Source organism: Rhizobium sp. 9140, assembly GCF_900067135.1.
In the GTDB taxonomy this organism is placed as follows: Bacteria; Pseudomonadota; Alphaproteobacteria; order Rhizobiales; family Rhizobiaceae; genus Ferranicluibacter.
In genome coordinates, this window is the sequence record NZ_FJUR01000001.1 from 2,803,579 (window position 1) to 2,816,597 (window position 13,019).

Annotated in this window: 8 protein-coding genes and 1 other RNA gene; 5 read left to right on the top strand and 4 right to left on the bottom strand. The window is 64.3% G+C overall.

The genetic code is table 11. The features are described 5' to 3' along the window. Nucleotides 1-160 precede the first annotated feature (160 nt). From GA0004734_RS13205 to GA0004734_RS13225, 5 genes are all read left to right on the top strand, one after another. On the top strand, nt 161-1,039 hold the full coding sequence (locus tag GA0004734_RS13205; RefSeq protein WP_092934351.1) for a transglutaminase-like domain-containing protein: 879 nt from the start codon (nt 161-163) through the stop codon (nt 1,037-1,039). Nucleotides 1,040-1,121: 82 nt separating this feature from the next. Then, nucleotides 1,122-1,518: a transfer-messenger RNA gene (gene ssrA / locus GA0004734_RS13210) on the top strand. A gap of 197 nt (nt 1,519-1,715) precedes the next feature. Then, nucleotides 1,716-2,258: an SspB family protein gene (locus GA0004734_RS13215; RefSeq protein ID WP_092934353.1), complete on the top strand. Its 543-nt coding sequence runs from the start codon at nt 1,716-1,718 to the stop codon at nt 2,256-2,258. A 6-nt stretch (nt 2,259-2,264) separates the two neighbouring features. Beyond that, nucleotides 2,265-2,489, top strand: a complete 225-nt coding sequence (locus GA0004734_RS13220; protein WP_092934355.1) for a DUF4169 family protein — start codon at nt 2,265-2,267, stop codon at nt 2,487-2,489. A gap of 73 nt (nt 2,490-2,562) precedes the next feature. Beyond that, nucleotides 2,563-2,811: a ribbon-helix-helix domain-containing protein gene (locus GA0004734_RS13225; RefSeq protein WP_092936292.1), complete on the top strand. Its 249-nt coding sequence runs from the start codon at nt 2,563-2,565 to the stop codon at nt 2,809-2,811. A gap of 120 nt (nt 2,812-2,931) precedes the next feature. Here GA0004734_RS13225 and GA0004734_RS13230 read toward each other — a convergent pair whose 3' ends face one another. The 4 genes from GA0004734_RS13230 to GA0004734_RS13245 form a co-directional block, all read right to left on the bottom strand. After that, nucleotides 2,932-6,753: an AsmA family protein gene (locus tag GA0004734_RS13230; protein ID WP_092934357.1), complete on the bottom strand. Its 3,822-nt coding sequence runs from the start codon at nt 6,751-6,753 to the stop codon at nt 2,932-2,934. Between the two features lie 199 nt (nt 6,754-6,952). Continuing rightward, nucleotides 6,953-8,362 carry an FAD-binding oxidoreductase gene (locus GA0004734_RS13235; RefSeq protein WP_092934359.1) on the bottom strand — a complete coding sequence of 470 codons (1,410 nt, stop codon included), beginning with the start codon at nt 8,360-8,362 and terminating at the stop codon, nt 6,953-6,955. 188 nt (nt 8,363-8,550) lie between these two features. Beyond that, nucleotides 8,551-11,706 carry an efflux RND transporter permease subunit gene (locus tag GA0004734_RS13240; RefSeq protein ID WP_092934361.1) on the bottom strand — a complete coding sequence of 1,052 codons (3,156 nt, stop codon included), beginning with the start codon at nt 11,704-11,706 and terminating at the stop codon, nt 8,551-8,553. Next, nucleotides 11,703-12,929 carry an efflux RND transporter periplasmic adaptor subunit gene (locus GA0004734_RS13245; protein WP_092934363.1) on the bottom strand — a complete coding sequence of 409 codons (1,227 nt, stop codon included), beginning with the start codon at nt 12,927-12,929 and terminating at the stop codon, nt 11,703-11,705. Before GA0004734_RS13245 ends, GA0004734_RS13240 begins: the two co-directional genes overlap by 4 nt. Nucleotides 12,930-13,019: the final 90 nt, after the last annotated feature.

Below are 13,019 nucleotides of genomic sequence, written 5' to 3' on the forward strand. Positions count from 1 at the left end.
CATTTATCAATTTCGGCATGACGTTTATAAGTTTCGAAAAGACGATGGAACCTTTTATCATCCAGCGCATTCCCCGGCACCCTCATCATACCCGTCAACTGGGCAACGCCACCTCCCAGCGTCCGCCCGGCCTGCATCCTCCCTCTACGAAAGCGCGCTCATGACCGTCCGTTACAAGCTTGGCTGCACCCTCACCTATGAGGTTCGCGAACCCACCGTGTTCATCTTCAACGTCGAAGTCGCCAAGCTGCAGCGCCACCACGATCTGGAGGAAACGCTGACGATCAGCCCCAAGGGTCCGCGCTGGACCTACACCGTACCCGAAGAGCAGAATCGTTACTTCAAGATCGACGTCGCCCCTGGTCCGCTGGAGATCAATTACGCCGCCGAAGTCACTCTGGACGTCTTCCGCGCCGACCCGGCCACGATCAACGAGACGCCGCTGTCGGAAATCCCGCTCGACATCATGCCCTTCCTCCTGCCCTCCCGCTTCGTCTCCTCGGACCGCCTCGCCGCCTTCGCCCTCCGCGAGTTCGGCTATCTGCCCAAGGGGCATGAGCGCGTGACGTCGATCTGCAATTGGATCTACAACAACATCGACTACCAGCGCGGCTCCTCCAACGGTCAGACAACGGCGGACGAAAGCCTGCTGCTGCGCGCCGGCGTCTGCCGCGACTTCTCCCATATCGGCATTGCCTTCTGCCGGGCACTCGGCATTCCCGCCCGCTTCGTCAGCTGCTATGCCTACGGCCTGCGTCCCTCCGATTTTCATGCCGTCTTCGAAGCCTATCTCGACGGCCGCTGGTGGCTGTTCGATGCGACGCGTCAGGCCAATCTCGATGGCCTCGTGCGGATCGGCGTCGGCCGCGACGCAGCGGAAATCGCCTTCTGCACGCCCTTCGGCCTTATGGACCCCGGCGCCGTCGATATCACCATCGAACATGCCGATGGCTCGCCCGAGCAGCCCGGCCGCACGATCGATGCCATCTCGACGGACGACCGCATCGAGATCGCCGAAATCGAGCAGGATGCCGCCTGAGGGCGGCAGCGTAGACTAATTGTTGAGAAAGATACGAAAGGGCACCTGCTTTTCCGCGGAGGTGCCCTTTTCCCTGCCCTTTGCCCTTTTCATCGGCTGCGGGAACGCCTATATCCATTCTGCCGTCGCAAGGCGGATATGGCAATAAACTGTCGGTGTAATAAACTTATTGGACCCGGGGGCGGTACCCGGCGCCTCCACCAAAAACCGGCCCGAAGATGTTCTGGAAACAGCGCGTCCGAACGGCGATAGCTCTAAGGCCGGCTTTTGATGGGGGCGAAATAGGATCGACAAGGGCGTAAAGATCGAACTTTTGCTCGGCATTGTACCACCGTTATCGGGCTTAACAGTAGTTGCAAACGACAACTATGCGGAAGCTCGTCTCGCTGCTTAATCGCGGTGTGACACTTCAAATCAAGTCCTTCCGGTTCGCACCGTAAGGCGGGGTTCGGAGGTACCTGGCAACAGAAACCTCCACTTCTCCCCACAGGACTGAAAATACCGCAAGCCATGTGATGGACGCATAGGCGGCCATGCCAATTCCCGGCCTCCGACCGCTGCGCCTTGAAATCGTCCATCAATAGTGCAAATGGTTTCGTGAACGACGCGCGATCGATCGCCGCTCGCGTGGCACATGGCAGTGCACACTGAAACAGCTAGACAAGACGGGGATCCGATGGGCCAGGACCATATCCGCTACGACATTCTCGCACAGGACGCGCTGCGTGGCGTTATCCGCAAGGTTCTGAGCGAAGTTGCAGCGACAGGTCACCTTCCTGGCGATCACCACTTCTTCATCACCTTTCTGACCGGCGCGCCCGGCGTGCGCATATCCCAGCATCTTAAATCCAAATATGCCGAGCAGATGACCATCGTCGTGCAGCACCAGTTCTGGGAACTGAAGGTGACGGAATCGCTGTTCGAAATCGGCCTCTCCTTCTCCGACACGCCGGAAAAGCTGGTCATTCCGTTCAACGCGATCCGCGGTTTCTATGACCCCTCGGTGAATTTCGAACTGGAATTCGACGTGGCCGTTGCCGAAGACGAGGATGCGGAAACCGAATCCGCCGAGATCACCGCCTATCCCGGCATGACCGTAGAGCGCACGAGCGTGACCGTCGATGGCGATGGTGAGATGGAAGCCGAAGCGCCGAAGGCCGAAGACGGCAAGGCCGGCGCTTCTGTTGTGTCCCTCGACGCGTTCCGCAAGAAGAACTGACGCATCATGACGGGCGACGTCGTCAATCTGCGCCAATTTCGCAAGCATAAGACCCGCGCAAAAGACGAGAAGACGGCGGAGCAGAACCGCATCACCTTCGGCCGCACCAAGTCCGAGAAGACGCTGACGAAGGCGCTGAACGAGACGGCCGAGCGTCGGCTGGACCAGGGTCGGCGGGAGACGCCGTCCGAGACCGGCATGCAGGACAAGACCGGGCAGGACAAGGATTGATCCGCTCAAAGTCGATCGGCTGGCACCGCGCGATATGCGCGGCGCCTCGAACCCCAAAACGGCCGCACCGGCCATGCTGAAAAAGCACTCCGCTACCCTCCACGGCCACCGCACGAGCTTTTCGCTCGAAGATGTCTTCTGGCAGGAACTGAAAGCCATTTCTGCCGCCCGCATGGTTCCCCTTGCGCGCCTCATCGCCGAGATCGACGATGCCCGCCCGGCCGACAGCAACCTGTCCTCTGCGCTTCGGGTGCACGTGCTCGCCTCGGTAAAGTCACAGGGTCCGAACTCGTCGGCGCCCGATAGAAACGATGCGGGATAGGCCTGAGGCCTGCCTCGCATCGTTTCGAGGAATGCGGTGGGGGCAGCGCTCTCACCCAGATGTCGCCAAGGCTCTCAGCCGTCAGAGATGGTCGGAGCACCACACGTTCCCGCGCGGCTGTTATTGCGGCGTCACGCCCGGCAATGTCTGAAAGTTCAGCCTATCCGGTATCGCCCCCGGCGCCGTCAGAGTGCCACCACGCTCCACCTGTTCGCCGGGATCGACCGGCATCAGGCGTCGCTGGCGCTCCTGTTCCGCGGCCCTTGCGGCATCGCGGGCGTCTGCGGCGGCCTTCTTCTCCGCGGCCATACGTTCTGCCTGCTCAGCCCACTGGTCAGCGATAGCCTTTGCCTCTGCCGCAGCCTTGGCGGCGGCAGCCGCGCGCGCCTCGGCTTCCGCCTTTTGCCGCGCCGCTTCCTCAAGCGCCAGCGCACGGCGGCGCTGTTCTTCCGCAGCCCGCACGAGGTCCGCCTCGCGCGCCTCGGCACGCGCCTTGTAGAGAGCGGCCTCCCGGCGCAGACGCTGCTTTTCCAGCACATTGGCCTGAAGAATCTCCACCCGCCGCCGCTCGCGCTCGAAGGCACGAAGCGACAGGAAGCTCGCAAGTTCCCCTGTCTGCAACTGGAAGCCCGGCGCGTCCAGCGCGCCCTTGTAGGACAATTCGACCTTGGGCTCGGCACCGGCAACGGCCTGGTCGCCGACATTGAAGACGACATGCAGGGCTGCATTCAGCGTCTGGTCAGGCAGCGACACCTCGGCATCACCGGTCACCGTCGCACCATCGACCTTGGACGTGACGTTCTGCGCGCGCAGCGTGCCTCCGGCGATGCTGAACGGCACTTTGACCGTGCCGAGGGCAGCGTCGCCGGACAGAATAGCCGGACGGGCGATCGGCTCGACAGCCGCGGGTGTGATCTCGCCTTCGAGCCGGTCGGCTCCGGCAAGAATAGCGGGAAGCGCGCCGACATTCAGCCCGCGCACGGTGAGATCCGAGAGGTTTACGGCACCGGACCCGCTGGCCGACTCCGCCATGCCTTTTGCCGTCTTGCCCGAAGCCTCCAGCGCCAGCGACAGATCGAACCGGCCATTGGCAACGGAAGCGCCAGACGTCTTCCACGCCGCCGCAGACAGATCACCACCGGCAAGATCGAGACGCGCCTGAAGGAAGCCGGACCCGTTACCATTGCCAAGAAGCATACGGCCCGACATCTTGCCGCCCAGCCATTCGCCGGCGGCATCCGTGATCTCGAGCTGGTCGCCCTTCCAGACGGCCTTGGCGATCATATTGGAAATGGCGCCGTAGACGCCGGGCCAGACCTGCTTGGCGGTGAGATCCAGTGCAACATCGTATCCGTTCCAGGCAACGGGCGCGACCGGAGATGTCGCCAGCGTCCCCTCGAGCGGATCCTGCACCGGCCCGAGCAAGCCTTCGGCCGCCCAGGCGAAATCGAGCGTATCCACAGCCAGCTGACCGGTGGCCTTGCCGGGCACGGTGCGATCAAAGGCGATCTGGCCGGTGAAGCCGTTCCGGTCGGCCTTGCCTTCCACAGCGGAAAGCGTCACCGCCTCCGGCGTCACGGTCACGTCGCTCTTCAGGCTCAGGGGCAGGCCCGTTCCCGTTTGCGGCAGGGCGATGCCCTGCCCCAGCAGAAAGGGCTCGAAATCCTGACTTTCCAGCGTCATCTTGGTCTGACCGCTGAGGAATCGATCCCGCGACAGGTCGATCTCGCCGCTGGCGTTCAGAGCCGTCTTTTCGGTCGTGAAACTCAGCGTGCCGTTCGCCCTGTCGCCCTCCGTGCTCTGCAGCTTGATGGACAGGAGCCCGTTGGCATCCGTGTCGAACGGCAGCGGATCGAAACCTGCCTGCCCGAGCAGCACGAGGCTCGACGGGTTCTCAAGTGTCGCCTCGAGGAAGATGCCCTGCCCCGCAAGCGCTTGCGCGATCGTCGGCGCCTGATAGTTCGCGGCAACGCGGCTGCCACCGGCCGTGCCGACGATGCCAAAGGTCACCGGCGCGTCGCCCTCGCGACTGCCCGCCGTCAGCGTCACATCCAGCGCCGCATCATTGTAGTAGCTGCCGCTGCGGGCAAGCCGCGTGAGGATGGGGTGGGCCGACGCGTGCCGCTCGACCATCTGGAAGAAGGAGGTCATGTCCGGCGCGGCGATCTTCATCTTGGCCGAAACGATCGGGGCAGCCAGCGTGCCGCCCATGCGGCCGGAGGCCGCGAGCTGTGCTCCGGCAATGCTGCCGATGGAAGCGCGCTCGGCCTGCAGCTGGCCGTTCTTGAGTGTCGCCACCAGCTGCACATCCCGCGCTTCCTCGCCGAAGGCCAGCAGGGTGTCGGCGGAGATATCGGCGGCGATCGTGTGCGACAGCAGGGTTTCGTAGGAGGCATCGCCCGCCACAAGTCCGGTGAGCGCCTGTAAGGCTTCGAGGTCGATCCGGTTGCCCTTCAGTTGCAGGGAGAGCGTCGGAGGAACGCCGTTCAGCGCCTGCCGCTCCACGCGCCCGTTCAGCGTCGCCGGCCCCACCGCCACCTCTAGGCGCTCGAACTGCTGCAGCGTGTCCGTCAGGTTGACGGTCGCGGAAAAGCCGGCCGTGCGAAGCCGACGGATCGCGGGATCGACCGAACCGGCGAGCCAGGAGGCGAGCCCCGAGGGCTGGTTGGACGCCACCAGAAGATCGCCCCGGAAGGCGCGTTGTCCGGACAGATTGAGCCGACCCTTGGCCTCCAGCTGCGTCCGGCCGGGGAACTGCGCCACCGCGTTGTCGATCATCCAGCCCGCACCATCGGGACGAAGATCGAGCCGCACGTCGCGCACGGTCGTGTCGCCAATGACGATGGCAGGAAGCTTGAGGCTCGCGCGACCCGGCACCTGCGGAATGGGAATGTTGGCGATGATCTCCATCATGGCGGAAAGCCGCTGGCGGATGGAGATCGCGGGATCTCGTCCGGTCTTGCCGGCAGCACCCGGTTTGCCGCCGATGCGGCTGACGTCGATCTGCTGTCCGTCGGCCAGAAGCAGGAACTCCGGCGTCTTGCCGGTGTCGAGCGTCGCCTCGCCGGTCACGAGATAGGGATCGTCGCGCGGTCCAACCTCGACGCGGTAGTCCGGCACACGGATCCGGTCATTGGTCAGTTCGAACTGCCCGTTGATCCGGAGCGCGGCCGCATCGTCCTCGCGCTTCGGGGCATCGGCGGGCCGGTTCTCCGTCATGGTGAACTTGCCCAGATAGACCGGGCGGAATTCCACGATCTTCAGTTCGCCATCGAGATCGACGCCGAACGGCCGCTTGTCGGGTATCAACCGTGCCCGCAGCGGCAGCCCGCCGGCTTCCAGCGGCTCGCTACTGGAGAAGGAAAAGCTGCCGGCCTCGCCATCGAGCGCTGCCCGGCCTTCGACCTTCCAGGGTCCGGCAAGAGTGCGCGCGGAAAGATCTGCGTTCAACCCGGTTACTTCGCGCGTCCGCCCGGTCTGCTCGTCGATAAACTCGATCTCACCATCGGTGATCTCGACGTTTTCAAGCACCACGGTCTTTGCGGGAATGGCGGCGCGGCGACCCCGCGCCCAGTCGAGCGTACCATCCGGCAGAAGCCGCATCTTCGCTTTCGGCTTGTCCAGCCGCATGTCGAAGATCAGCGCCTCGCCGGACAGGAACGGCGCAAGCTCGGCATCCATGGAAAAATGCTCGACCTGCACCAGAGGCGCTCCAGCCTCGGTTTCGCCGATACGGACGTCATTGAGCGTGACGGATGGGAAGGGAATCAGCCGCGCATCGACGCTGCCGTGCACGACGACCGGCTGGCCGATGATCCGGCCGGCTTCACGCTCGAAGTCCTTGCGGAAATCCGTCCAGTCGATGAACAGCGGCGCGATCAGCGCAGCAAACAGCGCGAGCACAAACAAACCGCCGACGATGACGAAAATACGCGAAAGCACCGAGCCTTACGTCCTGTCCGATCCTGCCACGCAGCCCACAACGGGCCGGTGTAACCTCTTGGTCTTCGCCGCCCTGCGCCCCGCGTCGTCAACGATGCAAGAATGCCGGCCGGCGCACATCAAATATCCGCCATCACGCCCTTGCGGGCGAGGCATCGCGCTGGCGATGCAGTAGCATGGCACGGCGGCAAATTCTCGTTCATCCCATAAAAATCTTGCCTGGATTGAAGATTCCTACCGGGTCGATCGCGCGCTTGACTTGACGCATTAGATCCAGCGCATCGCCAAGCTCCGCCTCCAGGAACGGCATCTTACCCTGTCCGATGCCGTGCTCGCCCGTGCAGGTCCCGTCCATCGCCAGCGCTCGGGCATTCAACCGCTCCACGAACGCTTCCGCCCGATCGACATAGGCCGGATCCTTGTCGTCGAACAGGAGGCCGACATGAAAGTTTCCGTCGCCGGCATGACCGACGATAGGTGCGATCAGGTCGTTTTCGCGAATGTCCTCCCGTGTCGCCTCGACGCAGTCCGCGAACCGTGAGATCGGCACGCAGACGTCGGTCGAGAGCATGGCGAAGTCCGGCCGCAATGCCTTCTGCGCCCAGTAGGCGTCGTGCCGCGCCTTCCACAGCACGGCCCGCTCATCGGCATTCGAGGTCCAGCTGAAATCTCCGCCGCCGAACGCTTCGACGATCTCCGCGAATGCTGCCGATTGCATCGCCACGCTGTCCGCACTGCCGTGGAACTCCACGAAGAGCGTCGGCATCTCCGGCAGGTGAAGACCGGAATAGGCGTTGCTGGCCTTCACCTGCGTCTCGTCCAGAAGCTCGATGCGCGCAACGGGGATACCGGACTGGATGGTGAGAATGACGGCGTTGCACGCAGCACCAATATCCGGAAACGCGCAGACGCCGCCCGCGATCGTCTCGGGAATACCGTGCAGCCGAAGAGTGACCGAGGTCAGGACGCCGAGCGTGCCTTCCGCACCGACGAACAGCCGCGTGAGGTCGTAGCCTGCCGAAGATTTGCGTGCCCGGTGGGCGGTGCGGATCTCGCGCCCGTCGGCGATGACGGCGGTGACCGCGAGTACGTTTTCGCGCATGGTGCCATAGCGCACGGCATTGGTGCCAGAGGCGCGTGTCGATGCCATGCCGCCGATCGACGCATTGGCGCCGGGGTCGATCGGGAAGAACAGCCCGGTCGCGCGCAATTCCCTGTTCAACTCTTCCCGCGTGATGCCGGGCTCGACCGTGCAGTCGAGATCGCTTTCATTGACGGAGAGAACGCGGTTCATCCGGCTCATGTCGATGCTGATGCCACCATGGGGCGCGTTGACATGGCCTTCGAGCGACGAGCCCGTTCCGAACGGGATCAGCGGCACGCGGTTTTCCGCGGCGATCCCGACGATCGCCTGAACCTCGGCACCCGTTTCCGGAAAGACCACAGCGTCCGGCAGCTGTGCCGGGATATAGGTGGTCGTGTGCGCATGCTGCACCCGGATCGCATGGCCCATCTGCAGGCGCTCGCCGAACCGGCCCTTCAGCGCCGCAATCGCTTCGGCGATGCCCGTCTCGTTGCGAACGCCCGACCTGATCGCCTTCAGAGCCATCGACCGCATCCTCCGCCGCATGCTCTTGCCTGCGGTCCTGCTGAAATATCAATGCCCTACTGTAGAATCCGGAATCGCTTTGTCCAGCACCTCCTTCGTCGCACGAGCGTCACTCCGCATTTTGGAAACGCATGGCGCACAAGCGCCACAGATGTTCCGATTCGGAACATCCCGGCGAGGCCGCGATCTTATTCCGCGGCGCGCAGCGTCTCCTCCGGCTCGACCTCCTGCACACCGTGAGCGGCAGCCAGCTCGCGCTGAAGCCGCCGCTCCTCATCGACCTGCGGCTTGGAGAATCGTGCGATGGCAAGATAGGCGACGGGAGTCAGGTAGAGCGTGACGACCGTCGCGAGCCCGAGGCCACCGACAAGCACCCAGCCGAGCGCGACGCGCGCCTCCGCGCCGGCGCCACTGGCAAGCACGAGTGGCACGGCACCGACGATGGTCGCGATCATCGTCATCATCACGGGACGAAGCCGGATGTTCGCGGCATTCTCGATCGCCTCGCGCAGCCCCTGCCCGCGATCTCGCAGCTGGTTGGCAAATTCGACGATCAGGATGCCGTTCTTCGCCATGATGCCGACCAGCAGAACCAGCCCGATCTGGCTGTAGATGTTCAGCGTGTTGCCGGTGAGGATCATGGCGAACACGGCGCAGGCGAGACCGAGAGGCACCGTGGACATGATGACGAGGCCGCTGATCAGGCTTTCGAACTGGGCCGCCAACACCAGAAAGATGATCACGATGGCAAAGCCGAAGGTCACGAACAGCGCGCCCGAGTTCTCGTTGAGCGTCGCAGCTTCCGCCAGCGGCACCACGCGGGAGCCGGCCGGCAGCAACGGCTTGGCAACCTGTTCGGCATAGGCCAGCGCCTCGCCAAGGCCGGTACCGGGCGCGAGCCCGGCCGAGAGCGACACGGCGCGCAACTGCGATTCGCGCGACAGCTGCGGTGCGACCGCCTGCTCCTTGACGGTGGCGATGGACGACATCGGCACGATCTTGCCGTCGCTGGTCTTCAGGAACAGGTTTTCGAGATCGGTCGGGTCGTTGACGGGATTGGTGGTCGAGAGCAGCTTGACCGGATAGGCCTCGCCTTCGACATAGACGTCGATGACGCTATTGCCGTCGAGCATGGCCTGCAATGCCGCAGACAGGCCATTGATGTCGATGCCGAGATCGGAGGCGCGCTCGCGGTCGATGGTGACCGATAGCTGCGCCTGGTTCGCCTCGTAGTTCAGACGCACGTTTTCGAAGCGGCCGCTGTCTTCCATCTGCCGCACCAGCTTGGCGGCGGCATCGCCGAGCGCCTTGTAGTCGTTGCCGACCAGGGCCAGTTGCAGACCGTTGCCGGCACCGCGGATGCCAAGGCTGTTCGGCTGCACCGGGAAGACGCGAATCGAGGGGATCTCGGCCGAGAGGCGTGAGATTTCGCGCGAGATCTGCTGCTGCGTCCGTTCGCGATCGCCCCAGGGCGAGAGCGACAGGACCATGAAGCCATTGTTGACCGAACCGCCCTGCCCCGAGATGGAATAGACATTCGCGATCTCGCCGGCCTTTACCATCGGCTGCAACGCATCCTCCACCCGGCGCATCTGCGCCTGCGTGTAATCGAGCGAGACGCCCTGCGGTGCCTGCATGCGCAGCAGGATACGTGCCCGGTCCTCCGTCGGCGTGAGTTCGGATGGCAGGGTCGTGAACGCGATGCCGCCGGCGACGACGACCATCACGGCCGCCAGAAAGACCACAAGCGGTGAATCGAGACAGGCCCTGAGCGATCGCCTGTAACCGCGGGCAAACATTCCGCCGAGGCGGCCGAGGAACCCGCTATGGCCATGCCCTTCGGGCTGTGCCTTCAGCATGCGCGACGCCAGCATGGGACAGAAGGTCAGTGCCACGAAGGCGGAGAGAAGGATGGCGAAGGCGAGGACGAAGCCGAACTCGCGGAAGAGGCCACCCGTCTGCCCCGGCAGGAACGACAAGGGAATGAAGACGGCGGCCAGGGTCGCCGTCGTCGCGATGACCGCGAAAAACACTTCGAGCGTGCCGAGAACGGCCGCGGCCCGTGGTCCCATCCCCTCGCTTCGCCGTCGCACGATGTTCTCCAGCACGACGATCGCGTCATCCACCACGAGACCGGTGGCGAGCACGATCGCGAGCAGCGTCAGGATGTTGATCGAGAAGCCGGCCATGTAGATGGCGGCGCAGGTGCCGATCAGCGCGATCGGCATGGTCAGAACGGGGATCAGCGTTGCCCGCCAGTCGAGCAGGAACATGTAGATCACCACCGTCACGATGATGACGGAGGCGACCAGTGCGATCTCGACCTCGTGGATGGCGCCCTGGATGAACACGGCATCGTCGCTGGTGATCGTCAGATCTGTGCCCGGCGGCAGGATCTTGCCGATCTCGGCCACCGTGGTCTTTACGCCGTTCGAAATGTCGAGCGTATTGGACTGCGCCTGCCGGATGATGCCGAGGCCGATGCCCTGCTTGCCGCCGGAGCGCAGCGACGACGTGCCGATATCCGGCCCCATCGTTACGGTGGCGACGTCGCCGAGTCGCACGTTCTGCCCGAGAATAACCTTCTCGAACTGCTCCGGCGTCTGCAGGTCCGCCGTCGCACGGACGGAGAGGTCCTGATTGGCGCTGGTCAGCGATCCCGCGGGAACGTCGAGCGAGGCGCTTGCCAACGCTGTGCGCAGGTCAGCCACGGTCAGGCCGCGGGCGGCAAGCTTGCCCTGGTTGACGTCGATGCGGAAGATCTTCTCCTGCTCGCCGTTCAGCTGGACGTCGGCCACGCCTTCGACGGAGGCGAGCCGGTCGGTCACCTCGTTTTCGGCCAGCAGCGTCAGGTCTTCCATCGACAGTGTGTCGGAGGTGAGCGCGAGGCGCAGAATGGGCTGGCTGTCGGCATCCGCCTTCACGATCTGCGGTGCATCGGCGCCATCGGGAAGATCGTTCGTCACCCGGCCGAGCGCATCGCGCACATCGTTGGATGCCTGCCCGATATCGGTCGTGTCTGAAAACTGGAGTGTCACCCGGCTCTGGGCATATTGCGAGGTGGAGGAGATATCCTTGATCCCCTGCACGCGCGACACGGCCCCTTCGATCACCGAGGTCAGCTCCCGATCGACCGTTTCGGGTGCCGCCCCTTCGAAGCGCGTATTGACGGATACGACCGGCTGATCGACCTCCGGCAATTCGCGGATCTCGACGCCGTTCAACGCCGCAAGGCCGGCCACGATGATCAGCGTGTTGACGACAAGCGCGAAGATCGGCCGCCGGATGAAAAGGGCGGTAAAGCCCGCAGAGCCGCCCGCACCTGTCTCGTGAGCACCGCTCATCGCGCGGCCTCCGCGCCCGTCGCCGCGGGTTGCGCGCTCGAAACCTTCTGCTCGGCCGCATCACCTGCAGCTCCCGCCGGCCCATTGGCGACCTTGACCTCGCCGCCGTCCCTCAGCCTCTGCACGCCCTCGGTCGCCACCATATCGCCCTTCTCGAGCTTGGCATCCACCAGCACCTTGTCGGAGTTGCGCTGGATGATCGTCACCGGTACGCGCTCCGCCTTGGCTCCCACCACGCGCCAGACATAGGAGCCGTCGGCGCTCCACTGCACCGCGAGCGGATTGACGGTGGGATAGCTGTCGCCGGGAAAGCGGACGTTGACGGAAAAGGACATTCCGGCCCGCAGGCTGTCGTCCGGATTGTCGAGACGCGCCCGCACCCGCAAGGTTCGGCTCGCCTGGTCGATCCGGTTGTCGATGGCGTGGATGGCACCGGTCAGCTGGCGCGTCACCTGCGCCACCGCAACGGCGGAAACCTCCTGGCCCACCTTGATACTGGTTGCGAACCGTTCCGGAACCCAGAAATCGACGAGGATCTGCGACCGATCATCCACCACGGCAATCGGCGTCGAGGTGGTGACGTAGTCGCCGGGATTGACGGTGATGATGCCGACAATGCCCTTCGACGGAGCGACGATATCGCGCCGCGTCAGATCGAGTTCGGCGGTCTTCAGCGCCAGCTCGGCGGCCTGCTCGGCGAACTCGGCCTCGCGCAGCGTCGCGATCGAAACCGCATTGCCGAGGCGGCGGTTGCGTTCCACCTTGTCGCGGGCGGCGTCCAGCAGCACCTTGGCCTGAGCGACGGCGAGCACCTGCTCGTCGCTGTCGAGCTTGGCGATCACCTGCCCCTGCTCGATCCGCTCGCCGGATTTGACCAGCACTTCTGTGAGATTGCCGGTGGAAAGCGGCGTTACGGCGACGGAGAGGATGGCCTCGCCGTTGCCGATGGCGTTCAGCCGGTCATTGACGAGCGCGGTTCCCGCGGCCTCGGTCACGACGAGCGGCGTCTGGTTGCCGGCTGCTGCCCGCTGCGTCCCGCTCTGTCCGCCCCGTCCCTGTCCCTTGTCGCCCGATGCAGCCGAAGGCGCGACCAGTGCAACAACGCTGCCGGGCACACCGGCAGACACGAGCATCGGCCCGGCCGATGGCCCAAAGCGTACCCAGGCGGCGAGGCCGACAAGGAGAATGACGAGGCCGAGGGCCAGCTGTTTCCAGATCTGCATGCAGGTCTCCGACGTGGGCATTCCCGAAAGGGACGGTTCAGATGAGCGGAATGCAATACTTTGCCCAAGGTACCGGGCAGCCCGCATGTG

Bases quoted from the DNA above. Each gene is read 5' to 3' on its own strand.
- GA0004734_RS13220 (WP_092934355.1), top strand. From the start codon at position 2,265: ATGACGGGCGACGTCGTCAATCTGCGCCAATTTCGCAAGCATAAGACC.
- GA0004734_RS13215 (WP_092934353.1), top strand. From the start codon at position 1,716: ATGGGCCAGGACCATATCCGCTACGACATTCTCGCACAGGACGCGCTG.
- GA0004734_RS13245 (WP_092934363.1), bottom strand. From the start codon at position 12,929: ATGCAGATCTGGAAACAGCTGGCCCTCGGCCTCGTCATTCTCCTTGTC.
- GA0004734_RS13235 (WP_092934359.1), bottom strand. From the start codon at position 8,362: ATGGCTCTGAAGGCGATCAGGTCGGGCGTTCGCAACGAGACGGGCATC.
- GA0004734_RS13205 (WP_092934351.1), top strand. From the start codon at position 161: ATGACCGTCCGTTACAAGCTTGGCTGCACCCTCACCTATGAGGTTCGC.
- GA0004734_RS13225 (WP_092936292.1), top strand. From the start codon at position 2,563: ATGCTGAAAAAGCACTCCGCTACCCTCCACGGCCACCGCACGAGCTTT.
- GA0004734_RS13240 (WP_092934361.1), bottom strand. From the start codon at position 11,706: ATGAGCGGTGCTCACGAGACAGGTGCGGGCGGCTCTGCGGGCTTTACC.